This window comes from Nocardia sp., from assembly GCF_025465275.1.
GTDB lineage: Bacteria > Actinomycetota > Actinomycetes > Mycobacteriales > Mycobacteriaceae > Nocardia.
The window spans coordinates 79103-102487 of the sequence record NZ_JAODNK010000074.1 but is presented as its reverse complement, the minus strand read 5'-3'; the positions used below and the strand labels follow the sequence as shown (position 1 = coordinate 102487).

The window sequence follows — 23385 nt, the reverse complement described above, 5'->3', positions numbered from 1 at the left end:
CCCGGCAGCCGCGGCAGCGGCTGTGAGATATAGCGCACTCGACCTCTAGTTCAGCGGAAGGCTTTGGATCCGGTGAGCGCCTCGCCGAGTACCAGCTGATGCACCTCCGCGGTGCCCTCGTAGGTGAGTACGGATTCGAGATTATTGGCATGCCGCAGCACCGGGTACTCGAGCGTGATCCCATTGGCGCCCAGGATGGTCCGGCATTCGCGTGCAATGGCGATGGCCTCGCGGGTGCTGTTGAGTTTGCCCGCGCTGATCTGTTCGGCGCGAATCTCGTTGCGGTCCTTGAGACGGCCGAGATGCAGCGCCAGCAGTTGGCCCTTGCCGAGCTCCAGCGCCATATTCGCGAGCTTGGCCTGGGTCAGCTGGTAGCCCGCGAGCGGCTTGTCGAAGACCTCGCGGGTGCGCGTGTAATCGATGGTGGCGGTGAGGCAGTCGCGTGCCGCGCCGAGTGCGCCGAAGACGATGCCGAAGCGCGCCTCGGACAGACAGCCCAGCGGTGCGGCCAGGCCGCGTGCCTCGGGCAGCAGGGCGTCGGCGGGCAGGCGCACGCCGTCGAGGGACAGTTCCGCGGTGACCGAGGCGCGCAGCGACAGCTTGCGATGCATTTCGCGGGCGCTGAAACCCGGTGTGTCCGTGGGGACTACGAAGCCGCGAATGGTGTCGCGCTCACCCTCCCGCGACTGCGCCCAGATAATCGCGACATCGGCGACGGAACCATTGGTGATCCACATCTTGGACCCGTCGAGGATCCAGTCGTCGCCCTCGCGCCGCGCCCGGGTGCGCATGCCACCGGGATTGGAACCGAAATCCGGTTCGGTGAGCCCGAAGCAGCCCAGCAATTGTCCGGCGGCCATACCGGGCAGCCACTGCTGCTTCTGCTGCTCGGATCCGTACTTGTGGATGGCCGTCATGGCCAGTGACCCCTGCACCGAAACCATGCTCCGCACACCGGAATCCACCGCTTCGAGCTCCATGCAGGCCAGCCCGTAGGCGGTCGCGGAGGTGCCCGCGCACCCGTAGCCCTCGAGGTGCATGCCGAGCAGCCCCAGCTTGCCGAGCTCCGGCGCCAGCTCACGCGCCGGGAAGGTGCCCGCCTCGAACCACTCGGCGATATGCGGCCGCAGCCGCTCCGCCGCGAAGGCGCGCACGGTATCGCGGATCGCACGCTCCTCCTCATTGAGCAGGGAGTCGATGGCGAACAGCTCGTCTACGGTGACCATGCGCCCCAGCCTAGGACGGCGCACCCGTCCCGGACGAGACCCGGGCCGCCGGATGCGTGCCCGGAAGCAAGGGTGAATTCGCAGCGACTTAGGCTTACGGCTATGAGCGATCAGCTGGGTTTCTCCACACGGGCCGTGCACGCCGGGTTCGACCCGGACCCTCAGACCGGTGCGGTGAACGTGCCGATCTATGCGAGTTCGACTTTCGCCCAGGACGGTGTCGGCGGCATGCGCGGCGGTTACGAGTACGCGCGCACCGGTAATCCGACCCGTACGGCATTGGAGGCCAATCTCGCGGCCCTCGAATCCGGCACCTACGGCCGGGCCTTCGCCTCGGGTATGGCGGCGACCGACTGTGCGCTGCGCGCCAATCTGCGCCCCGGCGATCACCTGGTCATTCCGAACGATGCGTACGGCGGCACCTTCCGGCTCATCGACAAGGTGTTCACGCAGTGGGGCATCGAGTACTCGGTGGCGGACGTGACCGATGCGGACGCGGTGGCCGCGGCCATGCGCCCGAACACCAAGCTGGTGTGGATCGAGACCCCGACCAACCCGCTGCTGAATATCGGCGATATCTCCGCGCTGGCTCAGGTCGCGCACGCCGGTGGCGCGAAGCTGGTGGTGGACAACACGTTCGCCTCCCCGTACCTGCAGCAGCCGCTGCTGCTGGGCGCGGACATCGTGCTGCATTCGACCACCAAGTACGTGGGCGGGCATTCGGATGTGGTCGGCGGTGCGCTCATTACCGATGATCAGGAAATGGACGCCAAGTTCGCGTTCCTGCAGAACGGCGCGGGCGCGGTCCCCGGCCCGCTGGACGCCTTCCTCACCCTGCGCGGCATCAAGACCCTCGCGCTGCGGATGGACCGGCATTGCGACAATGCCGAGACCCTTGCCGAATTCCTGTCCAATCATCCGAAGATCGCCCAGGTCATCTACCCCGGCCTGCCGGAGCACCCGGGCCACACCGTCGCGCAGAAGCAGATGCGCCGCTTCGGCGGCATGATCTCGGTCCGCGTGCACGGTGGCAAGGACGCCGCCCTCGACTTCTGCTCCCGCACCAAGATCTTCACCCTCGCCGAATCCCTCGGCGGCGTCGAATCCCTCATCGAGCACCCCGGCGCCATGACCCACGCCTCCACCGAGGGCTCCGCCCTCGAGGTCCCCGCCGACCTCGTCCGCCTCTCGGTCGGCATCGAGGACATCAGCGACCTCCTCGCCGACATCGAACAAGCACTGGGCTGAGCCGCCTCCCCGGACCTTTAGCGCACGGCTGAGAGCCGTTGACCGTTGGGAACGCGTGCCGGCAGTCTTGTGCGGCACCGATTTCGGGGGTACCCGGGGAGTTACCCCGAGCTTGCGAGATCAGTTGTCACGTTCGGTAAGAAACGAAGCGCCGCACCGGATTCCGGTGCGGCGCATTCGTTGTTCTTGTCCCAGATATGCTGCGGCCCCCGGTCCGTTCAGGACCGGGGGCCGCTCAGCTTTAACTCTCAGCTGTGGTAGGGCTCTGCCGTTACCAGCGTTACCTTCATGGTCTTGCCGTTCGGCAAGGTGTATTCGCGGGTATCGCCGACCTTGGCGTTGATGAGGGCGCCGCCCAGCGGGGAGGCGGGCGAGTAGGTCTCCAGGTTGTCCTGGCTCAGACCCTCTTCGCGGGTGGCGATCAGGAACGTCTCGGTATCGCTCTCGTCGCCGTCGTAATAGACCTTGACGACGGAACCCGGCAGTGCCACACCGGACTTGGTCGGCGCCACGCCCACCTTGGCATTGTTGAGGAGTTCCTGCAGTTGGCGAATGCGCGCCTCCTGCTGGCCCTGCTCCTCACGAGCCGCGTGGTACCCGCCGTTCTCCTTGAGGTCACCCTCTTCACGGCGCTCGTTGATTTCGGCCGCGATGACGGGACGGTTGGCTATGAGCACGCCGAGTTCGCTCGTGAGCCTCTCGTGCGACTCCGGGGTCAGCCAGGTCACGTTCGTCTCAGTCATCTCGATCACTCCCTAGTAGTTGTCCCCGGCGCAAGCCGGGATTCCCTGAAAAATCCGTTGTCTGCGCCCCACGAGGTGTGGGCATGACAACAGCGGACAGCCAGAGCCATCCTGGGGGAGGTTCCCGACAGCGCCGGCCGTCAATGCAGCAAACACGGCTCCGAACCCCGGAACCGTGTGTTGCGTTATTTTAGCACGATTCGCAAAGATGCAGGTAGAGGCATCAAAGCGGGTCGCGTTCCGGACTTTTCACCCGACGCGCAGATATGCCGGCACCTGGTCGCTGCAGCCGTACACATTGCCTGCGCCGGCGCGGGCGGTCGTCTTGATGGTAGTCGTGAGCCGAACCGTGCCACTGCCGGAGGGCGGGATGAGCACTTCGCGGCGGCCGACTTCGTCGCTGTCGGCGGACATGGCGCGCACGAAACAGACGACCGCTTTGCCCGGATCCTTGCGGGTCAGCTTGAAATCCACGTCGACCGTGTGATCATCGACGACCGTGTATCCGATGCGATCGGGCTCGATGTCTTTCGGGCCGTATTGCTTGTAGCCGACGTAGGCGATGCCGAGTCCGGCCAGCACGACCACCGCGCCCAGGGCGAGAGGCAGCCACCGGGGTGTCTTGCGATGGGGCGAACCATACCGGTCGGCCGGTCTTTCGCTCATGACAGGACGCTCCCGGGGGGTAGGTCGGAACAAACGTTGGTCGGATGGAACTATAGGGAATAGAGATCGGACACCCCTGCCTGGACCTGGCGGAGAGCGATGAGGTGAAACAGTGATCGGTGAGGTGAACGAGAAGTGAGTGGTCTTCGCCTCATGGCGGTACACGCACACCCCGACGACGAATCCAGCAAGGGTGCGGCAACCACCGCCCGCTACGCGGCCGAGGGCAATGAGGTACTCGTTGTCACCCTGACCGGTGGCGAACGCGGCGACATCCTCAACCCCGCCATGGATACGCCCGGCATCAAAGACAATATCGCCGAGGTGCGGCGTCAGGAAATGGCTGCCGCCGCCGCGGCGCTCGGTGTCCAGCAGCTCTGGCTCGGTTTCGTGGATTCCGGTCTGCCGGAAGGGGATCCGCTGCCGCCGCTGCCCGAGGGCTGCTTCGCCCTGGTGCCTCTGGAGGAGGCCACCGAGGCGCTGGTGCGCGTCGTGCGCGAATTCAAGCCGCACGTCATCACCACCTACGACGAGCAGGGTGGCTACCCGCACCCGGATCACATCATGTGCCACAAGGTTTCCGTCGAGGCCTACGAGGCGGCCGGGGATCCGGAGCGGTTCCCGGACGCGGGCGAACCGTGGACACCGCTGAAGCTGTACTACGACCACGGTTTCACCCTCGCCCGCATGGAGGTGTTCGCCGACGAGTACGAGCGCATGGGCGAACCGTTCCCCATGCAGGAGTGGATGGACCGCATGCGCGGCTATGCCGCCGCCCGCGGCGACATCATGAGCCGCGTGACCACCCAGGTGGATTGCGGTAAGTACTTCCCGCAGCGTGACGAGGCCCTGCGCGCGCACGCCACCCAGATAGACCCCAACGGCGCCTTCTTCGCGATACCGACCGAGCTGCAGCAGAAGCTGTGGCCCACGGAGGAATTCGAACTGGCGAAGACCCGGGTGCGCACCGCCATCCCGGAGACCGACCTGTTCGCCGGGATCGACGACGCCGACACCGAAGACGACGCCGAGGATGACAACCGATGATGCTCGCCCTGCTCGCCCAGGCCCAGAACAACACGCCCACCGGGCCGGAGTTCGGCAAGGCGTCACCACTGGGCCTGGTCATCGTGCTGGTGCTGCTGGCCGGCACGGTGCTGCTCGTGCGCAGCATGAACAAGCACCTGAAGAACCTGCCCGCCTCCTTCTCCCCGGAACATCCGGAACCGGATCAGCAGGCCGACGAGGGCACCGAGCCCGGAGTTGTCGAGCAGGAGAGCGAAACCGCGAAGCCGGAGTCGGCTTCCAGCTGAGGTAAAGCCTGCGCGGCGCGGAACAAACTTGCCCGGACCGAGGTTTCGGACGGTATGCCGAGTCGCGAAATGCAGGACGTCATCGAACAGCTTCGGCTGCGCCGGGCCGATCGCCCCGCGCAGCCGCCGTCGTTGGATCAGGTCCGGGCCAACTTCCTGCCCGCGGGTAAGCAGTACGAGCTGCCCGAAGATATTGCGGTGAGCGAGGTTTCGGCCGCAGGTGTTCCGGCGTACTGGGTCGACGCTCCGGGAGTGGATTCGAACCGGGTGCTGCTGTACGTGCACGGTGGCGGTTTCTCGCTCGGATCGCTGCGCAGCCACGGTGAACTGGTGGCGCGAGTGGGGCGGGCGGCTGGGGTACGGGTGCTGTTCCCTGAGTACCGGCTCGCGCCCGAGCATCCGTATCCGGCCGCTCTCGACGATGTGCTGGCGGTATGGAATTGGCTGCGTGCGGACCAGAGCGTGCCGGCGGATTCCATTGTGCTGGCCGGTGATTCGGCGGGCGGAACCCTGGTTGCGGCACTGCTGATCGCACTGCGCGATGCGGGTGAGCAGCCACGGGCCGCTGCCCTGCTCTCCCCGGTGGTGGATATGACCGTCTCCGGTGACTCCGTCACCGAAAACGACGGCGTGGACGCGATTTTCACCCCGGATATGCTGCGCGGCGCCTTCGCTGCCTATGTGGGAGCGGCTGATCCGCGCTCTCCGCTGGTCTCGCCGCTCTTCGGCAAGCTCGACGGCCTGCCGCCACTGCTGATTCAGGCCGGCTCGGCCGAGCTGTTGCTCAGTGACGCAGAGCGTTTCGCGGAGGCGGCGGTCGCCGCGGGTGTCGAGGTGACGCTGCAGGTCCGCGCCGGGCTGCCGCATGTCTACCCGATCATGGGTGATGCCCCGGAGGCGAGGGAGGCCACCGATGACATCGGTGCCTTCCTCCGGCAGCGGCTGGGCTGAGCGGTTACAGCGTGGCCGCGTAGCCGGTGATGAGCGCTTCGATGGCGAAATCGAAGCGGGCGCTGTCGTCCGTGCCCTCCGAGGTGCCGGCGGCCTGGACCAGCAGCGGGAATTCCGCGGGATCCAGTTCCGCGACGTAATCGACAGACCCGGGCGCCTCGGCGGCATTGAGCGGTGAGATGTAGACCTCTGCCGTCGCGTGCGCGATGACGAACAGCGTGAGCGCATTGAGCGCGCTCAGGGCGTGGCCGACGGGAAACCCTGCCGCGCAAAGGATTTCCAGACCACGTTCGGCGGTGCGGAGCGTTTGCGGCGTGACCGCCGGACGAGTGGCGATCAGCGGCAGCACTCCTGGATGACGCAGCAGCGCGGCCCGCAGCAGCCGGGCGTAGTCGCCCAGGGCGGTCGTCCACGGCCCGTCGCCCGTATCGAAGGCGGCGGCGTCGGACGTGCGATGTCGAGCAGATCTGGATTTTCACTGTGGTGGAGGGCCGGATAACTGAGATCCGTGCGGTCAGCGACCGTCTGGGTATGTTCCTGCAGCTGGGCTGGGACTGGCCGACCGTCGACTGATTCAGATCCGTTCGAGGGTGATACCCGTAGGGCTGATCGCCAGCTGGGCGGTCGTCGCCTGGACCTTGACCTCGAATATCTGCTGTCCGCCGAACTGGGTCTTGATCAGGTTGTCGAGTTCGGCATTACCGTCCAGCCAGGGCTGCGCTCCGCGTAGATCGAGGGCGCCTTCCAATCCGCGGGGAGTGTCGTCCAGGCCGGAGGCGCGCGGCAGCAGGCGCAATTCGTCGGCGGTGTACAGCTCGATCGGGTAGGCCCGGCCCGTCGGCGATGTCAGTGTGGCTTGATGTTCGGTCTGCGCCCAGTCGAAGTTGTCGACATTCAATATCCAGCCGGCGGGCAGCGCACCTCGATAGGAGAGCTGACTCTCCGGAGCCAGCGCCGACCGTGATTGGTCTACGCCGGGATTTCCGGTCAGCAGGGGCTGCCGGAGTGGCTGGTCCGTGGCGGTGAACTGCCACGCTTCCGCACGAACATCCTTGTGCCAGTACCCGGTCCGGCCGTTTTCCCGGCCCTCGACGGTCAATTCCCGATCTTCCACGGCGGGTCCGGTGTCGTGAATGGAGAGCCGGGATGTGATCTCGCCCGGGACTTTCGGTTGCTGTTGCCAGTCTGCGGCGGGCAGCGATATGGCTGCATATCGGGTGTCGACGCGTTCGGCCAGTTGAGAGGGCCCCTCCGGCTTCTTGCCCTGCGGTAGCCAGGTGTAGCGCCCCGGAATGTGGTTCGCGCCGGCGAAGTCGAGGTCGTATTTGCGGGTGTACATATCGCCGTAGCGGTTCATGACAACGGTCATCGACCCTGAGGTGGACAGCGATTCGGAAATGAATCTGCCCTGCTGCGGTCCGCCGATTTCATAGCTGAGGTCCGCGGGCAGCCACGGATCCTGGTAGGTGATCCGCGAGCCGTCTCCGGTCAGGCTGACGATCTGGACCAGGCCCGCCGTCAGCGGATGGGTATTTCCCTCCGCATCGACGAAGCTGGTCGACATGCGATGGCTGAGTGCCCACTTGTTCGAGGTGGGCGATTCGGTGGCATCCTGCGGGATGGTGGCACCGGGCCACAGCCAGATGGGTCCGCCGTAGGAATGCGTCCAGTTCCACAGCATGGGTCCGGAGAGCATATTGTCGAGCGAGTAGATCCACCCGTTCTTGTCCACTGCCACAAGCATATTGCTGTCCACCGACGTCGCGACGATATTGCCGTCGAGGCAGTCCGGGGTATTGATCCTGCGCCAAGTGGAGTTCGAGTTGCGGGGGCGGACGAACAACGACCCGCGCTGCAATACCACTTCGACGTAGCTGTTGAAGCCCTGCGTGTTATCGCGGAAGTCGATACTCGGCGGAAACGTCAGATCGGCCGGCGCCGGAGCGAGATCGTCGAATTCCGAAATCCCCCGGATGCTCGGCAATGGCAGGAACAGCCCGGGCAATGGCGGGATGAGTTGCGCCGTCCCGATCGCGGGTACACAGCTCAATGGCTGCCCGACCGGATTCGCCGCCGCCGGAGCGATATCGATCCCACCGTGCATGGCTGCCAGAGCGCATACGGAAACAATCGACAAGATCGCGCCGCGCGCAGAGAAATCCACCGGGAGACCCTAACCTCGCCGCCGTGGCATATCGCGCTTCTCGCTCACGACATGCGGGCCGACCGTCGACCGAGGGAACAGTCGAGGTCGACCGCGATGCCGAATGGGATTTCGGGGATGCGGCCGGGCTGAGATCGATTCCGCTGCAGGGCAATTCGGGGGGATGGGCGGTGGCAATGTCACATTGTGGCGTGCGCGTTCTGTATTTTCTGGGCGGTGTGAGGTTCCCAGCGGTGGGCGGCGCGGCGCAGACTGCGGGCGTCGGCGTAGCCCAGCCGGTGTGCCAGGGCGAAGGTGGAGGTGGCGCCGTTCTGTTGTGCGGTGTGCTGACGGGCCAGGTCGAGTTGTGCTCGCCAGGTGGTGTCCGCTGCCGCCAGATATCGCTGGAGGGTGCGTGGGCTGACCAGGAGTCTGCGGGAGACCGCGGTGAGTGACGCGTCCCCGGTGCCGATCGTTTCGGCTAAGACCTGTTGCACCTGCTCCGGCCAAGACAGCTGGTCGAGGCTCGGGGTGGCGATAGCCGCGACGTGGGTGCGCAGAATGCCCGCCAACACCGGGTCGGCGGTGCGCAGCGGCAGGGCCAGATCGGTCACCGCCAGCGTCATGGAGTCCTGAGGGGCGTCGAAGTCGATCCGGTTGGTGCCGAATGCCGCACGGAACGGCTTCATCCGCCGGGGTGGCCGTTGGCGCAGCGTTACCCGCACCGGCGTGACCGGTGCACCGGTGGCGGTTCGGATACGGGCCAGGTTGCTGGCATAGGCAGCCTGCACCGCCATATCCACGCCGCGTCCCTCGCCTTCGCGCAATTCCAATATCGTCGTGATCTCGCGATCCGGGTCCCCTGCACCGGGCCGGTAGCGATGATTGGTGGCCATGCTCAACGGCCCACGCATAGCCGCCAACCCGTCGGCGACGGTGGCGGCGGTGCCGAAGAGATAGTCGAAAATCCCGAGTTGTCCGACCCGATATATATCGCCGATGCGCAGGCCGATTTCCTCGGTGGTGTCCTGCGCGAATTCGGCGTGCTCCCACAGCCGGAGATACGAACCGGTCGACACCAACCCGTGTTCGCTGGTCAGCAGGGCATCCGGAGCGTGCGCCGCATGCAGCAGCCGATATGGGTCCAAGCCGTGACCCGCCGTGTTCAAGACGCATCGAGCCAGGACCGCGCTATAGGTCGGCGCGTCGCTCATCGGGCCAATCTACCGGGTGTCGCGTTCTGGCACCCGGCTGGCGCGAACCGGCCTATGCGGCGGCGAGGCATTCGACAAGGCTCGGACGCGTTCGCAGTGCCGTACGAAAGGTCTTCTCCGCCATGGCAATAACGCACAGCTACACGCCCATTCGCGTCAGCGCCGACGAGTTCGACGTAACCGTCGATTACTACGAGAAGACGTTCGGCGCCCCGTCCCCGCTGCGGTTCCGCTATGACGCGGGTGGCCTCCAGATCGCCACGGTCGGTCCACTGGTGGTCATCGGTGGCTCGCAGGCGAACCTGGCGGCAGCAGTGCGCCAGGACGTGGTCGCCATGGTGTCCTCGCTCGAGGAGCAGCGCGCCATGCTGCCCGCGGACGCGACCGTGCAGCAGGAGCCGGCCGACATCCCCACCGGCCGAAATATGTTTGTCCGCAACCCCGATGGCACCCTGTTCGAGTTCGTCGAGCTGTCTCCAGTCAAGGTCGCGGCCGTGAATCTGGCCGGGTGACCGTGACCGAGCCCCGACTGGTGGTCGGCATCAGCGGTGCCACCGGGATCGCCTACGGCATCCGGGCGCTGGAGCTGGCCCGGAAGGTGGGCGTGCAGACCCACCTGGTGGTGACGCCCGCGGGACAGCAAACCCGTGCGTACGAAACAGAGCTCAGCGCAAGGGATCTCGCTGCCATGGCGGACGTGGTGTACCGGCCTGCCGATATCGGCGCGGCGATTGCGTCCGGCTCATTCCGTACCGCGGGCATGCTGGTCGCGCCGTGCTCGATTCGCACCCTGTCCGCGATCGCCTACGCCAATGGCGACAATCTGCTGACCAGGGCTGCTGACGTGACCCTGAAGGAACGGCGCCGATTGGTGCTGATGGTGCGCGAAACCCCGCTCACCCTAGGTCATTTGCGCGCTATGACCGCCGTCACCGAGATGGGCGGGATTGTCATGCCGCCGGTGCCCGCCTTCTACCTGCGCCCGAACAACATCGCCGACCTGGTCGACCACAGCGTCGGCCGGGCTCTGGACCTACTCGGCATCGAACTGCCGGACCTGCCCCGCTGGGGCGAATAGGAATGAGAGACATCGTGAACCACATCACCAGCCTGCGCGACTACATCGCCGAGTTGGACAAGCTCGGCGAGATTCAGACCATCGACGCCGAGGTCGACTGGAACCTGGAGGTCGGCGCGGTCATCCGCCGCAGCTACGACCTGCGCGCACCCGCGCCCCTGTTCACCCGGCTGAGCGGGTACGAGGACAGCGGCTTCCGCCTGTTCGGCGCGCCCGCGGCGCTGAGCGGCCCGGCGCACCCACTGGCCCGGCTCGCGCTGTCGGTCGGGCTGCCCGCCGACTCCACCGGCCAGCAGATCGTCGCGGCACTCGCCGATGCCCGTGCCGTGCCGGGCATTCCGCCCACGGTGGTCGATCGCGCCGGCGCGCCCTGCAAGCAGAACATCCTGCGCGGTGACGAGATCGATCTGTTCGCGTTCCCCACCCCGTTCATCCACGGCAATGACGGCGGACGGTACATCCAGACCTTCGGCACCAATATCGTTCGCACGCCGGATGGCTCCTGGACCAACTGGTCGATCAATCGAATGATGGTGCACGACAAGGCAAGTCTCGCCTGCCTGCTGCCCAGGACGCAGCAGATCGGAATCATCCGGTCGCAGTGGACGGCGGCGGGCGAGCCGATGCCGATCGCGGTGGCACTCGGTGTGGAACCCGGCCTGGCCGTGGTGGGCGGCATGCCATTACCCGAGGGGGTAGACGAAAGCCACTATCTCGGCGCGATATTCGGCGAGGGTATCGAGTTGGTGCCCGCCGAAACCGTGGATCTGCTGGTGCCCGCCACGGCGGAAGTTGTTATCGAGGGCTATGTCTCGATTGAAGAGACGGTCCCGGAGGGGCCGTTCAACGAATACCCCGGCTACAACGCCACCGAGCAATCGGCGAAGGCCGTGCTGCACGTCACCGCGATCACCCACTGCGACAACGCGATTCTGCCCGTTGTGGCGGCCGGTCCGCCGGTCGAGGAGGACGACACCGTCACCGGCACCGCGTCCGCCGCCGAGATCCTGCACCTGCTGCGCACCGCGGGCCTGCCGATCTCCTCGGCCTGGTACAACCCGGAGGCAGCCCTGCATTGGCTGACGCTCGCGGTGCGGCGGGACTGGCACGAGACCACCGGGCTGGCATCGCACGAACTGGTGGCCAAGGTCGCCGAAGTGGTCCTGGGTGGTCCGGCGGCGGTGCATGCACCGAAAACATTGCTGGTGGAGGACGATATCGACATCACCGACCTGAACGAGGTGGTGTGGGCGTTCGCCACCCGGTCGCACCCCGATGTCGATCGCGGGGAATTCCACTATCCGCCTGCGCTGACCGACCCCCTGGCGATCTATTTGTCCGAGCCGGAGCAGCATGGTTTCAAAGCGGGCAAGGTTATTTACAACTGCCTGCTGGCCGACCTCTATCCCCCGGAGAAGCGGCCGGCGAAGGGCAGCTTCGAGAACGGCTGGCCGGTCGAGATCCAGCAGCGCGTCCTGGCGCGCTGGTCGGCGTACGGCTATCGCTGACGCATGAACTGACTACGACGCCACATCGACCAGGCCCCGATCAACCATTGAAGCAACGAAAGTGCACTCCTATCCAGCATTGTCGCTGGGTAGGAGTGCATTGTCGCCGGAGCGGCGGGGGGAATCGAACCCCGGACTCCGCCGTATTACCAGGGCTTCTCCTTACACAGTTCGTTAGCGTCCCAGCGGTGGGCGGCGCGGCGCAGGCTGCGGGCGTCGGCGTAGCCGAGTCGGTGTGCCAGGGCGAAGGTGGAGGTGAGGTCGCTCCGTTGTGCGGTGTGCTGCCGGGCCAGGTCGAGTTGTGCTCGCCAGGTGGTGTCCGCTGCTGCCAGATATCGCTGGAGGGTGCGTGGGCTGACCAGGAGTCTGCGGGCGACCGCGGTGAGTGACGCGTCGCCGGTGCCGATTGTTTCGGCTAGGACCTGTTGGACCTGCTCCGGCCAAGACAGCCGGCGGGTCTTCCCGTAGCTGATGCGCGCAAGGTCGCCGCGCAGGATCTCGACATCGCCACCGGTGTAATCGCCGGACATCAATGCCAGTTGCGTACCGTTCTCGTCGACGAAGACGGTGTCGGTCTTGCCGGTGCGGTGTGCGCAGGCGTCATCGAGAATCCCCATGCGCTGCAATAGTTCACGCAGGGTGCTGCCCGTGCAGTCGACGGCCTGGCTGCCGGGCCGCAGCTCGGCGGGCAGGCGGTCGACAACGGTGACCTGGTAGCCGTAGTGGTTGAGCCAGTAGGCCAGTGCCGGTCCGGCGATGCTTGCACCCGAGATGAGAACGGTCCGACTGCTGGGCATGATCTCTCCTGAAGTCCGTGTGCCGAGGACGCGCAGCCCGACGACCTTGAACTGTTGATGCGACTACTGTCGCCAGGCGACCTGACACAGACCTGACACATGCGCTGACACGGCATACCCGGCCTACCGCCGACTGTCAGCAGGTCCACAGCCCAGGACCGCTCGCACAGCTGCTATTGGAATGGGTTGCCAGCCGAACAACACGAGATCCCCGGCCGCGCAAGTGATCCCATATTCGCGATGCTGAAATCCCAGAATTGCCGGATCCCTAGTTGAAGATCTGCCGGAGATCCTCCTTGGTCACCTTCTGCACGATGGCATCGCGGCGGCCGAGGCTGATGCACTGGCGGCGATCGCCTCCAGGCGGCTCCTGGATCCTTCGAACAGATCGGCCTCGCGCGTGAGCAACATGCCGGCCATCGTCAGCCGTGCGCACCGGTCGCGTCCGGCCGTACCGGACCTTCGCATCCGTGCGAGAACAGGGCTCGAGCGGAGTGCACTCCCGCCCGCAGTTGTGCGCTGTAAACACGGGCGCGAACCGGCTGACCGGCGCCGTGCTGTGGAAAGCTGGACAGTGTGAACCTCCTGAAGGATGCCACCTCGCCATACCTGCGCCAGCACGCCGACAACCCGGTGCATTGGCGGGAATGGGATGCTGCGGCGCTGGCTTCGGCGCGGGAGCGGGATGTGCCGATCCTGCTGTCTATCGGGTACGCGTCTTGCCACTGGTGTCATGTGATGGCGCACGAATCGTTCGAGGACGAGGGTACGGCGGCGCTCATGAACGAGAGCTTCGTGTGCATCAAGGTGGATCGGGAGGAGCGGCCTGATCTGGATGCGGTGTATATGAATGCGACCGTCGCCATGACCGGGCAGGGCGGGTGGCCGATGACGTGCTTCCTGACGCCGGAGGGGGAGCCGTTCTACTGCGGCACCTATTACCCGAAGACGCCGCGGCATGGGATGCCGTCGTTCACGCAGCTGTTGGGCGCGGTGACCGATACCTGGCGGAATCGGCGCGATGAGGTGGATCAGGCGGCCACGCAGGTGGGGGAGGCGCTGCGGCAGCAGACGGCGGGACTGCCGGACAGCATCGTGTCTCTCAGTGCCAATCTGCTGGATCACGCCGTCGCGTCCGTGCTGAAGGATATGGATCCACAGCATGGGGGATTCGGCGGCGCGCCGAAGTTTCCGCCGTCCGCGCTGTTGGAGGGACTGCTGCGCGATTACGAGCGCACCGGGAACGAGGCTGTGCGGCAGACGGTTTCGTTCACCGCCGAGGCGATGGCGCGGGGCGGGATCTACGACCAGCTGCGCGGCGGATTCGCGCGATACTCGGTGGACGACGCCTGGGTGGTGCCGCACTTCGAGAAGATGCTCTACGACAATGCGCAACTGCTGCGCGTGTATTCGCATCTGGCACGGCGGGCACAGGACGGGGAGGAAGCGCCCTGGCGTGATCCGCTGGCGGCGCCGGATGCCTCGGAACCGCTGGCGCTGCGCGTGACTCGCGAAACCGTCGGCTTCCTGCTGGAGGATCTGGGCACCGAACACGGCGGGTTCGCATCCGCGCTGGATGCCGATACGCACCTCGAACCGGGACAACCCGGCGTGGAGGGAGCCACCTATGTGTGGACTCCTGCGGAACTCAACGGTGAACTGGGCGCGCACGACGGGGCTTGGGCCGCAGAGCTTTTCGGCGTCACCACAGCCGGAACCTTCGAGCAGGGCACCTCGGTGCTGACCCGGTACACCGATCCCGGCGCGGCGGATTACGAACGCTTCGAACGCATTCGGGCCACATTGAGTACCGCTCGTGAGACCCGCCCGCAGCCCGCGCGCGACGACAAGGTGGTGACCGCCTGGAACGGTATGGCCATCGCTGCGCTCGCGGAAGCCGGTGCGGCACACTTGAATCCGGTCTGGATCGCCGCCGCCGAACGCTGCGCCGCCTTCCTGCTGAACGTGCACGTGCGCGACGGCCGGGTCTGTCGCGCCTCCCTCGGCGGGGTCGCCGGCGCTGCTCCCGGCGTGCTGGAGGATTACGCCTGGCTCGCACTGGGTTTGCTCACCGTGCATCAGACCAGCAGCGGGGACTGGCTGGCCCATGCGGAGCGCGTTCTAGATGCCGCGGTGACGCATTTCGCCGATCCGGAAACCCCGGGCAGCTGGTTCGATACCGCCGACGATGCCGAAACCCTGGTCACTCGCCCGCGTGACCCCGCCGACGGTGCGACCCCGGCGGGCACGTCCGTCCTGGCCGACGCGCTGCTCACCGCCTCCGCCCTCAGTGATCCGGAGCGTGCCACTCGCTACCGCGATCTGGCCGACCGGACTCTCACGCGCGGCGCGGTCCTACTCGCCCGTGCACCCCGTTCGGCGGGTCACTGGCTGGCGGTGGCCGAAGCCTCGCTGCGCGGCCCCATCCAGGTAGCCGTCTCCGCCGGTGACGCCGACCTGGACGGCTGGGCCGCCTGCCTGGCCACGGCAGCCCGTGTGGCCGCCCCGGGCGGCACCGTCATCGTCTCCGGCGATCAGGATTCCCAGCCGCTGCTGGCCGACCGTCCCCCGGTCGCGGACCTGTCCGCCGCCTACGTCTGCCGCGGCTCGGTCTGCGACCTCCCGGTCACCACAGTGTCGGAAGTCCGGTCGGCGCTGCTTCCGCCGCTGGCCTGAATCATTGCGGTGAGGGCCACCAGCACCGCCGCGATGTGCACACCGCGAAACACCCCCAGCGTGACCGCCGCCGGGGTCCAATGCGCGAACAGGTCAGCGAACCGGTCCGCCGTCAGCACCGCCGTGAGGGGCTCGACCACCAGCGAAGCCAGCCCGAGGGTGCCGAGCCCGAACACGAGAACACCTCGGGCCCAACGGACATCGGCCACCATCCGCAGGGCTACGACGAATACCGCCAGATAGCTGGCGCCCCGGACGATCAGCACGGGCAGCAGCGTTCGGGCCGCCATATCGTGGTCGCGGAGCGCCAGCACCACATGCAGCAGCGTCTCGCCCGCCCCGGCCAGCAGCGCGACGACGATCGCCCGGTAGGCCATCGACAGCAGGCTCGCATGATCTCGCCCGCCCACATCCGGTGCGGTATCGGTAAAACCGGCATCGTTCATGCCCGCAACGATGACCGGTCCCCCTGCCTCCCCGGATCACCCCCGAGTACTGCGACGCCCTAATCCCGCAGTACGACAACCCAATCCGCGCAACCGAGCGGCTATCCCGACCGCCTCCCCGTGGACCCGTCATCCCGAATGTCTCCCGTCATCCCGGCGCGCTTTTGGCCGGGATCCACCATGCCGTCGTAGATCCCGGCCAAGAGCATGCCGGGATGACGGGTGACGGGTGGTTTCATGCCGGGATGACGGATGGTTTTCATGCCCGGGTGACGGGTGGTTCTCAAGCCGGGATGCGGGGGTGACTGTGGCGGGATGACGGGTGTTACCGCGCCGGGTGGTGCTCGACGGGCGAGGTTATGGGTTAATTCGTTGCTGGGGGGTGCGGGCGGTCTTACAGTCCGGGTTGTGTTTATTTCGAGTGCTTTGACCGGATATGCCGAGGACTCTCGGAACGCGTGCGTGGATGACTAGCGATCGGCTGCCTGGTCGGCGTCGGCTGGGGCCGGGGGTACGACCGGGCGGGGGCCGGCCTGCGGGGCGGTGCCGTTGCGGCGGGCTGACGTGCGGGACGGAGTGTCGGTCCAGCCTGGAGTGGGCTCTTTGCGGCCGCGGAGGTGGAGGGTGTCGTGCAACTCCCACTTGCTGCGTTCGTACTCGGCGGCGGCGTCGATAACGGCCTGACTGGCCAGAATGCGGCGGCCGACCTGTTTGGCCTCGGTCGTGAGGCGGGCCGCTTCATTGACGGCGTCACCGATGACGGTGAATTCGATGCGGGTGTCCGCGCCGACATCACCGGCGAAAACGAGCCCGCGGGCCACACCGATGCCGACATCGAGTTCGCCCGCCGCGGTGACCTCGTCGCGAATGCGGCGGGCCGCCCGCAGTGCGGGAGTGGCATTGTCGTCCAGCGCGATCGGCGCACCGAAGATGCACAGGGCCGCATCACCTTCGAACTTGTTGACCAGCCCGTGATTGTCTTCGGTCGCCGTGATCACGATGGACAGCAGGCGATTGAGTTTGGCGACGAAATCGTGCGGGGCCAGTTCGGTGGACAGTGCCACCGAACCGGTGACGTCCACAAAAAGCGCGGTCACCACCTGTAGATCGCCGGTGAGATTGGTGGTGCCGGCGAGCGCGCGCTCGGCCACCTCCGCGCCGACGTGCCGGCCGAAGACGGTGCGCATATGTTCGCGCTCACGCAGATTCGCGGCGAGTTCGTTCACCGAGTGCTCGAGGCGGCCGATTTCGCTGGTGCTGCCGATCGGCACCTGCACATCGAGTTCGCCCCGGGCGATGCGATCCAGGGCATCGCGCAGCGTGTGCATCGGGCTGGCGACGGCGCGGGCGAGCGCGGCCGTGGCGACCGACCCCGCCGAAAGTCCCACCACCGCAAGGTAAATGCCGGTGCGCACGCGGTCGCTCGGATCGGTGGTGGGGTCGGCGAGCACGGTGATGAGCATGAGCAGCGGTACCGCGCCCACCACCGCGAAGGTGACCAGCACCCGCATGAGCACCGTGGAACTCCAGTGCGCGGTGTCGTCGAGCACCTCCGCCACCACGGGAATCGTCGGCCGGATGAGCCGGTCCACGATCAGGTAGGTGAGGGCCGCCGACTCCAGGGCGCCGAGGGTGAACATGGACAGCACCACCGCGAAATTCCGCGGCGAGGTGGCGTGCGCGTAGAGCGCCGCGGCAATGATCACACCCGGAATCCAGATGGCCAGCGCGCGCAGGGTGATGCCCATGGGCAGGTGCAGCAGCCGCCGCGCCTCGGTTTCGGTGGGCGCGCGGCGTTGATCGAGCCAGCTGAAGTAGTGCTCCCGATCGCGTACCGCGAGCACGATCCCGACCATCGCGCCGATGGCCGGGTAGATGGCGACCTGCACGAAGGTGGTCATCCACGTCGACCCGAGGCGGCCGAAGAATCCGCTCAGCAGTAGTTCGACGGAGATGACCGCGAGCCCGCTGAGGTTGCACGCCATGACGACAACCGAGAGTCCCCAACGCGCGCGCAGCGCCCACAGGATGAGCCTGCTTATCACGGCGCCAAGGGTGTCGCGCGGGTGGCGACAGTCGGTGGTGTCATCGCGGTTGCATGCCTAGGGGTCGTCCGGCTGATCTTCAGGACTTTAGAGACCTTTCGGCCCCAATTGCACGTTTGTGAGTTTTTGCTCCGGTCAGTGGAGCAGGACCAGCCAAACAGCAACATAGTGGCATAGGGCCGCGACGACCGTTGCGGCATGGAAGAACTCGTGGTGCCCGAAGGTCTCGGGCCACGGATCCGGCCAGCGGGAGGCGTAGAGAATGCCGCCCACGCTGTAGGCGATACCGCCCGCGAGCAGGAGCAATACCGGTGTCCAGCCGACATTTCCGATGAGGGTTCCGGCGACCGGCACGATGGCCCAGCCGAGCAGCAGATACAGCGGCACCCCGACCCAGCGAGGCGCGGTGGGCCACAGCATCTTCAGTGCGACACCCGCCAGCGCGCCTACCCACACGGTGATCAGCAAGATCGTTCCGGCGCGTCCGCGGACTCCGAGTAGCGCGAACGGCGTGTAACTGCCCGCGATGAACAGGAAGATCATCGAGTGATCGGCCCGCTTCATCCACATGCGGGCGCGCGCGGTGCGCCAGTTCACCCGGTGATAGGTGGCGCTGATGCCGAACACGCCGCACACGGTCAGCCCGTAGACGGCGGTGGACCAGGCGGCCGTGGCGGAGATCGTGGCGGCCTTGCTCACCAGCACGATCACGGCGATGGCGGCCACCCCGACCGCCCACGCGTGAATCCACCCGCGCATCCGCGGTTTGATCAGCGCGAGTTCTTCTCGAACGGAGTCGAGGGCGTCCGCCACCGGGGCGGAGGGCTGCACAGTGTCCGACACGTAACTACCTCCTAGTAACCTACGGTACCGTAGGTTAGCGTCGGCAGGTTTTGAAAGTGTCCGGAACAACTGGTTTCGCGAGTGTCGGGGTAACTCCTGGGGTACCCCCAGAACCTTTGGGGCACCGGACCGCCACTGCGCGAATGGGACTGGACGTCCCCTTAGCCGGGCGCCAAAGTTCCGGAGAGGCGGACCAGCGTACTGTTCCTCTCCGTGAAGCTTGCGAGTCAGGTGCGTGGACTCCCGTATCGGATTTACGAGGCCAGACTGGCCCAGCAGCTGGCGGGCAGGCAGCACCCCCGGCACGTCGCCGTCATGTGTGACGGTAATCGGCGCTGGGCGCGGGAGAACGGCTTCACCGATGTCAGTCATGGACATCGGGTGGGGGCGCTCAAGATCGCCGAGCTGGTCGGCTGGTGCGGTGAGTCGGGCGTCGAGATGGTCACCGTCTATCTGCTCTCCACCGAGAATCTGCGCCGCGACCGCGAGGAGCTGGACACGCTCTTCGAGGTGATCACCGATGTGGTCGACGAACTCTCCGCGCCGGAACAGAACTCGAGCGTGCGCATTGTCGGCGCCCTCGATCAGTTGCCGGACTACGTGGCCAAGCGATTGCGGGAGGCGGCCGACCGCACCAGCGGCCGCGACGGCGTGCACGTGAACGTGGCCATCGGCTACGGCGGCCGGCAGGAGATCACCGATGCGGTGCGCTCCCTGGTGCGCCAGGAGGTCGAGGCGGGCGAGACCGGCGAGGATCTGGTGCAGTCGATCACCGTCGACGCCATCGGGCAGCACCTCTACACCTCCGGTCAGCCGGATCCGGATCTGGTCATTCGCACCTCCGGTGAGCAGCGGCTCTCCGGATTCCTGCTGTGGCAGAGCGCCTATTCGGAGATCTGGTTCACCGAGGCGTACTGGCCGGAGTTCCGGCGCGTCGATTTTCTGCGCGCGCTGCGCGACTTCGCTGCCCGCCACCGCCGCTTCGGTGTCTAATTTGCCTCCGCTGCGCTCCGGCGGTTCGCGGCCCTGCTGACCCGGGTCTTCCCTCCTCCGCTCCTTCGCTTCGCTCCCCCGCTCCAAGGCGCAGGTCTATGGAGCCGCAGTCCAGACCCGGGCGGGCCACGAATACTCGGGTTGCTGAATTTCACATCGAACTCAGCACAGTTACATTGCAGTGCAATGCCTTCCGGGGTTCGCGGGGCCGTCGCTGCCGTACCGTCGGAGTGCATGAGTGAGCTGCGCGAAGGGCAGAGTGGCCCAGCGGATTCGGCGATCGTCCCCGTCGAGTCCTACCTCTCGTATGAGGAGTTCGGCCGCCGATTTCTCGAGTACGCGGCCTCGCCGGAACGGATAGCCGGGGCCTTCGAGAAATTGACCGGGGAGGCCTTCGAATTCGGCCCGATCGGGGTGGGGCCGGGGCGGATAGCCAAACTGTCCGCGGCCGTGCGGCTGGGCCAGCCGCGGCTGAATCGGGAAGTGCAGGACAATATTTCGTACGACCTGGTGATCCCGCTCGATATCGACCTGCTCATCGATCTCGCGGTGGATCGCTATCCGTTCCATGTGGACGGCACCATCCACCTGCATCTGACCGTGCGTACGGCCGAACCGCTGCGTGTGCTCATCGATATCGCCGAACCACAGCCCAGCAATGTGCGCATCAATGTGGCGAGCGCGTCCCGCCGCGGAGAGCTGCTGCGCATTCTGGCCAGCGTCGATCACGAGATCCGGCGCTTCGTCGCGCGCTACATCGCGACCGAGATCTGTAAGCCGAATATCCAGGCCGCCACCGACATCGATGTCGCCGCGCGTCTCGACGCGGCGTGGAGGCTATGAAAGTCGACGACTGATTTCGTAAGGGTCGGGGTAACTCCTGGGGTACGCCCAAAATGGGTTCGGTCCCGACCGTCACTACGCGTGCCCGGCGCTCGGCGGGACTCGGCCGGGCGCTGAAGGTTCGGGGAGGCGGGTCAGAGCTTGCGCAGGCGCAGCCGGTTGATGGCGTGGTCGGCGTCTTTGCGCAGTACCAGGGTTGCGCGCGGGCGGGTCGGCAGGATGTTGTCCACCAGATTGGGCCGATTGGTGTTGTTCCAGATCTCCTTCGCGGCGCTGGTGGCCTCGGAGTCGTCGAACTTCGCATAGTGGTGGAAGTGCGAATTCGGGTTGGCGAAGGCGGTTTGGCGCAGCGACAGGAAGCGCTGCACGTACCAGTTCTCGATGTCCTCGATGCGGGCGTCGACGTAGACGGAGAAGTCGAACAGGTCCGACACCATCAGGCGGGGACCGGTCTGCAGCACGTTCAGGCCCTCGACGATGAGGATGTCGGGCTGGCGCACGCAGTGGAACTGCCCGGGCACGATGTCGTAGGCGATATGCGAATACACCGGCGCACAGACCTCGGGCGCACCGGATTTCACCTCGGTGACGAAGCGCAGCAGCTTGCGGCGGTCGTAGGACTCCGGGAAACCCTTGCGATGCATGATGCCGCGCCGGGTGAGTTCGGCTGTGGGGTACAGGAATCCGTCGGTGGTGACCAGATCCACCCGGGGGTGGTGATCCCAGCGCGCCAGCAGTGCCTGCAGCACGCGAGCGGTGGTCGATTTACCGACCGCCACCGAGCCCGCCACGCCGATCACATACGGCACCTGGCGATCGGGATGGGTCTCCCCGAGGAAGGTCGCGGTCGCGGCGAACAAGCGCTGTTTCGCGGCGACCTGCAAATGAATGAGACGGGCCAGGGGGAGGTAGACCTCCGCGACCTCTTCGAGGTCGATCTGCTCGCCCAGGCCGCGCAGGCCGGTCAGTTCTTCCTCGGTGAGTACCAGGGGAGTCGACTTGCGCAGTGTGCGCCACTGCTTCCGGTCGAATTCCACATAGGGACTCGGCTCGCTCATCCGTGCCACTTATCCACGTCCCAGCGTCGGCCGACAACAGTTTCCGGAAGTTCGCACCGCCGCCGAGTCCATGCTGGCTCGACCTCCACCCCGTATTGGCCTCGGGCTCCCCATAGGCGGATACGGCGACACTCCTTGCATAGCCGAATTGTGCTCGGCCTCAACAGGGTGGTGAACACCAGGTGATGCTACTCACCGGTAACCGGAGTGACATTGGCTACACGCTCGAAGCTCGCGAGGCAATCCAATAAGGTCGTTCGCTATGGCAGCGCATCCACTCGTCACCGAATACCTGCGGCTGGGACTGGCTTTCGACCGGCTCGAGGAGGGCTTCGTCGACGCCTACACCGGCGATCCGGTCCTGCGGAGAGAAATCGAGAACGCACCCGCGCCGCAGCCGCGCGACCTCGCGAACCAGGCCGCCGCACTGCTGAAGGAACTTCCGGAGGCAGGGCTGCCGGCCGAGCGCACCGAATTCCTGGAGGCGCATCTGCGGGCCCTGGAATGCTCCGGGCGCAAATTCGCGGGGGACGACATCTCCTTCATCGACGAGGTGCACGCGTACTTCGATGTCGAGATCGCACCCGGCGACGAGGACGAGTACCGCGAGGCGCACCGGCAGTTGGACGAGGTGCTGCCCGGCGACGGTCCGCTCTTCGAGCGCATCACCGCGCACCGCCGCAGCGACGAGATTCCCCCGGAACGGCTGCGCGAATGTGTGGACGCCTTCTCCAGCGCGCTGCGCGAACTGGTGCGCGAGCGCTATCGGCTGCCCGATAACGAGCGCGTCGAATACGAAGTGGTGGGGGACAAGCCGTGGTCCGGCTTCAACTACTACCTCGGCAATTACCAGTCCAAGGTCGCCATCAACTCCGACCTCAAGCAGCATCTGTCACAGCTGCCGCATCTGATCGCGCACGAGTCGTATCCGGGCCATCACACCGAGCACTGCCGCAAGGAGGCCGGACTGGTCGGGGCCGGGCAGGACGAGCAGACCCTGTTCGTGGTCAATACCCCGCAGTGCCTGATGGCGGAGGGGCTGGCGGATCTGGCGCTCGAGTCGATCGTGGGCCCGGGCTGGGGCCGCTGGGCGCAGGACATCTACGCGGATCTCGGACTGCGCTTCGACGGGGAACGCGCCGAACGCATGTCGACCGCGTCCGGAAAGCTGCTGGGCGTGCGTCAGGATGCGGCGCTGCTGCTGCACGATCGCGGTCGCAGCGCCGATACCGTCGCGGAATTCCTGCAACGCTGGAGTCTGGTCACGCCGGAGCGGGCGCGGCAGTCGCTGCGCTTCCTGTCCTCACCGCTGTGGCGGGCCTACATCAGTACGTATGTGGAGGGTTATCGACTGCTCGGGGGCTGGCTGGATGCGGCGCCGGATGGCGAGAATCGGTCCGAGCGTTTTCGCCGCCTATTGGACGAACCCCTCACACCGGGCGCGATACGCCGGATGTGAGGGGACTCCCCGACTGGGTCTCCGGAGCTTATGCGCCCCAGCTGGCGCAGCTCGCCCCGCCACTGGACATGGTGCACAGGGACTTGAGCAGAGTGATCAGGATGTCGGGGAGACCGCCGCCGGCGATGTTGAAAA

At 66.3% G+C, this 23385-nt stretch carries 21 protein-coding genes and 1 pseudogene; 11 read left to right on the top strand and 11 right to left on the bottom strand.

What is annotated here, in order from left to right; genetic code table 11:
• Positions 1-50: 50 nt before the first annotated feature.
• Entirely contained in the window at positions 51-1226 is a 1176-nt protein-coding gene (locus JWN03_RS17830; RefSeq protein WP_297615928.1) for an acyl-CoA dehydrogenase family protein, read from the bottom strand.
• A gap of 102 nt (positions 1227-1328) precedes the next feature.
• On the opposite strand from JWN03_RS17830, the gene JWN03_RS17825 reads away from it, so the two are divergent.
• A complete protein-coding gene (locus JWN03_RS17825; protein ID WP_297615926.1) occupies positions 1329-2474 on the top strand; it encodes a cystathionine gamma-synthase in 1146 nt (381 codons plus the stop codon).
• A 248-nt stretch (positions 2475-2722) separates the two neighbouring features.
• Here JWN03_RS17825 and greA read toward each other — a convergent pair whose 3' ends face one another.
• A complete protein-coding gene (greA, locus tag JWN03_RS17820; RefSeq protein WP_297615924.1) occupies positions 2723-3217 on the bottom strand; it encodes a transcription elongation factor GreA in 495 nt (164 codons plus the stop codon).
• Positions 3218-3466: 249 nt separating this feature from the next.
• Complete coding sequence (locus JWN03_RS17815) at positions 3467-3883, bottom strand: DUF4307 domain-containing protein (RefSeq protein WP_297615922.1); 417 nt, start codon at positions 3881-3883, stop codon at positions 3467-3469.
• Between the two features lie 153 nt (positions 3884-4036).
• On the opposite strand from JWN03_RS17815, the gene mca reads away from it, so the two are divergent.
• The 3 genes from mca to JWN03_RS17800 are packed head-to-tail and all read left to right on the top strand — an operon-like array spanning position 4037 to position 6147.
• Positions 4037-4930 (top strand): mycothiol conjugate amidase Mca, encoded by an 894-nt coding sequence (mca, locus tag JWN03_RS17810; protein ID WP_297616093.1) that lies wholly within the window; start codon positions 4037-4039, stop codon positions 4928-4930.
• The gene (locus JWN03_RS17805) at positions 4930-5196 is read left to right on the top strand and encodes a hypothetical protein (protein ID WP_297616091.1); all 267 of its coding nucleotides are present in this window, start codon (positions 4930-4932) and stop codon (positions 5194-5196) included. The genes mca and JWN03_RS17805 overlap by 1 nt, the downstream gene beginning before the upstream one ends.
• A 54-nt stretch (positions 5197-5250) precedes the next feature.
• Entirely contained in the window at positions 5251-6147 is an 897-nt protein-coding gene (locus JWN03_RS17800; RefSeq protein ID WP_297615920.1) for an alpha/beta hydrolase, read from the top strand.
• 4 nt (positions 6148-6151) lie between these two features.
• Here the strand turns inward: JWN03_RS17800 and JWN03_RS17795 are convergent.
• The 3 genes and pseudogenes from JWN03_RS17795 to JWN03_RS17785 form a co-directional block, all read right to left on the bottom strand.
• Positions 6152-6565: pseudogene (locus JWN03_RS17795) on the bottom strand (TetR/AcrR family transcriptional regulator C-terminal domain-containing protein); the annotation flags it as partial.
• Between the two features lie 156 nt (positions 6566-6721).
• Positions 6722-8311 carry a hypothetical protein gene (locus JWN03_RS17790; RefSeq protein ID WP_297615918.1) on the bottom strand — a complete coding sequence of 530 codons (1590 nt, stop codon included), beginning with the start codon at positions 8309-8311 and terminating at the stop codon, positions 6722-6724.
• Positions 8312-8490: 179 nt separating this feature from the next.
• Positions 8491-9504 carry an AraC family transcriptional regulator ligand-binding domain-containing protein gene (locus JWN03_RS17785; protein ID WP_297615916.1) on the bottom strand — a complete coding sequence of 338 codons (1014 nt, stop codon included), beginning with the start codon at positions 9502-9504 and terminating at the stop codon, positions 8491-8493.
• Positions 9505-9626: 122 nt separating this feature from the next.
• On the opposite strand from JWN03_RS17785, the gene JWN03_RS17780 reads away from it, so the two are divergent.
• Genes JWN03_RS17780 through JWN03_RS17770 form a run of 3 tightly spaced genes read left to right on the top strand, consistent with a single transcriptional unit; the run spans position 9627 to position 12090 of the window.
• Positions 9627-10016, top strand: coding sequence for a VOC family protein (locus tag JWN03_RS17780; RefSeq protein WP_297615914.1), 390 nt, complete (start codon positions 9627-9629; stop codon positions 10014-10016).
• Entirely contained in the window at positions 10013-10582 is a 570-nt protein-coding gene (locus tag JWN03_RS17775) for a UbiX family flavin prenyltransferase (protein ID WP_297615912.1), read from the top strand. The genes JWN03_RS17780 and JWN03_RS17775 overlap by 4 nt, the downstream gene beginning before the upstream one ends.
• Positions 10583-10584: 2 nt before the next feature.
• Entirely contained in the window at positions 10585-12090 is a 1506-nt protein-coding gene (locus JWN03_RS17770) for a UbiD family decarboxylase (protein WP_297615910.1), read from the top strand.
• A gap of 146 nt (positions 12091-12236) precedes the next feature.
• Here JWN03_RS17770 and JWN03_RS17765 read toward each other — a convergent pair whose 3' ends face one another.
• Positions 12237-12887, bottom strand: coding sequence for an FAD-dependent monooxygenase (locus JWN03_RS17765; protein ID WP_297615908.1), 651 nt, complete (start codon positions 12885-12887; stop codon positions 12237-12239).
• 576 nt (positions 12888-13463) lie between these two features.
• Here JWN03_RS17765 and JWN03_RS17760 point away from each other — a divergent pair.
• On the top strand, positions 13464-15563 hold the full coding sequence (locus JWN03_RS17760; protein WP_297615906.1) for a thioredoxin domain-containing protein: 2100 nt from the start codon (positions 13464-13466) through the stop codon (positions 15561-15563).
• Here the strand turns inward: JWN03_RS17760 and JWN03_RS17755 are convergent.
• The 3 genes from JWN03_RS17755 to trhA form a co-directional block, all read right to left on the bottom strand.
• On the bottom strand, positions 15479-16009 hold the full coding sequence (locus JWN03_RS17755) for a hypothetical protein (RefSeq protein ID WP_297615904.1): 531 nt from the start codon (positions 16007-16009) through the stop codon (positions 15479-15481). The genes JWN03_RS17760 and JWN03_RS17755 overlap by 85 nt on opposite strands.
• A gap of 470 nt (positions 16010-16479) precedes the next feature.
• Positions 16480-18054, bottom strand: a complete 1575-nt coding sequence (locus JWN03_RS17750) for an adenylate/guanylate cyclase domain-containing protein (protein WP_297615902.1) — start codon at positions 18052-18054, stop codon at positions 16480-16482.
• A 135-nt stretch (positions 18055-18189) separates the two neighbouring features.
• Positions 18190-18885 (bottom strand): PAQR family membrane homeostasis protein TrhA, encoded by a 696-nt coding sequence (trhA, locus tag JWN03_RS17745; protein ID WP_366914444.1) that lies wholly within the window; start codon positions 18883-18885, stop codon positions 18190-18192.
• 225 nt (positions 18886-19110) lie between these two features.
• Between trhA and JWN03_RS17740 the strand changes: the two genes are divergently transcribed.
• Both JWN03_RS17740 and JWN03_RS17735 read left to right on the top strand, forming a co-directional pair.
• Complete coding sequence (locus JWN03_RS17740; RefSeq protein ID WP_297615900.1) at positions 19111-19890, top strand: isoprenyl transferase; 780 nt, start codon at positions 19111-19113, stop codon at positions 19888-19890.
• Between the two features lie 234 nt (positions 19891-20124).
• The gene (locus JWN03_RS17735) at positions 20125-20733 is read left to right on the top strand and encodes a hypothetical protein (protein WP_297615898.1); all 609 of its coding nucleotides are present in this window, start codon (positions 20125-20127) and stop codon (positions 20731-20733) included.
• A 134-nt stretch (positions 20734-20867) separates the two neighbouring features.
• On the opposite strand, the gene coaA is transcribed toward JWN03_RS17735, so the two are convergent.
• The gene (coaA, locus tag JWN03_RS17730) at positions 20868-21800 is read right to left on the bottom strand and encodes a type I pantothenate kinase (protein ID WP_297615896.1); all 933 of its coding nucleotides are present in this window, start codon (positions 21798-21800) and stop codon (positions 20868-20870) included.
• A gap of 253 nt (positions 21801-22053) precedes the next feature.
• Between coaA and JWN03_RS17725 the strand changes: the two genes are divergently transcribed.
• Positions 22054-23250: a DUF885 domain-containing protein gene (locus tag JWN03_RS17725; protein WP_297615894.1), complete on the top strand. Its 1197-nt coding sequence runs from the start codon at positions 22054-22056 to the stop codon at positions 23248-23250.
• Positions 23251-23385: the final 135 nt, after the last annotated feature.

Bases quoted from the DNA above. Each gene is read 5' to 3' on its own strand.
- JWN03_RS17725 (WP_297615894.1), top strand. From the start codon at position 22,054: ATGGCAGCGCATCCACTCGTCACCGAATACCTGCGGCTGGGACTGGCT.
- JWN03_RS17805 (WP_297616091.1), top strand. From the start codon at position 4,930: ATGCTCGCCCTGCTCGCCCAGGCCCAGAACAACACGCCCACCGGGCCG.
- JWN03_RS17815 (WP_297615922.1), bottom strand. From the start codon at position 3,883: ATGAGCGAAAGACCGGCCGACCGGTATGGTTCGCCCCATCGCAAGACA.
- JWN03_RS17830 (WP_297615928.1), bottom strand. From the start codon at position 1,226: ATGGTCACCGTAGACGAGCTGTTCGCCATCGACTCCCTGCTCAATGAG.
- JWN03_RS17770 (WP_297615910.1), top strand. From the start codon at position 10,585: ATGAGAGACATCGTGAACCACATCACCAGCCTGCGCGACTACATCGCC.
- mca (WP_297616093.1), top strand. From the start codon at position 4,037: ATGGCGGTACACGCACACCCCGACGACGAATCCAGCAAGGGTGCGGCA.
- JWN03_RS17765 (WP_297615908.1), bottom strand. From the start codon at position 12,887: ATGCCCAGCAGTCGGACCGTTCTCATCTCGGGTGCAAGCATCGCCGGA.
- greA (WP_297615924.1), bottom strand. From the start codon at position 3,217: ATGACTGAGACGAACGTGACCTGGCTGACCCCGGAGTCGCACGAGAGG.
- JWN03_RS17755 (WP_297615904.1), bottom strand. From the start codon at position 16,009: ATGAACGATGCCGGTTTTACCGATACCGCACCGGATGTGGGCGGGCGA.
- JWN03_RS17825 (WP_297615926.1), top strand. From the start codon at position 1,329: ATGAGCGATCAGCTGGGTTTCTCCACACGGGCCGTGCACGCCGGGTTC.
- JWN03_RS17800 (WP_297615920.1), top strand. From the start codon at position 5,251: ATGCCGAGTCGCGAAATGCAGGACGTCATCGAACAGCTTCGGCTGCGC.
- JWN03_RS17735 (WP_297615898.1), top strand. From the start codon at position 20,125: ATGAGTGAGCTGCGCGAAGGGCAGAGTGGCCCAGCGGATTCGGCGATC.
- JWN03_RS17780 (WP_297615914.1), top strand. From the start codon at position 9,627: ATGGCAATAACGCACAGCTACACGCCCATTCGCGTCAGCGCCGACGAG.
- JWN03_RS17785 (WP_297615916.1), bottom strand. From the start codon at position 9,504: ATGAGCGACGCGCCGACCTATAGCGCGGTCCTGGCTCGATGCGTCTTG.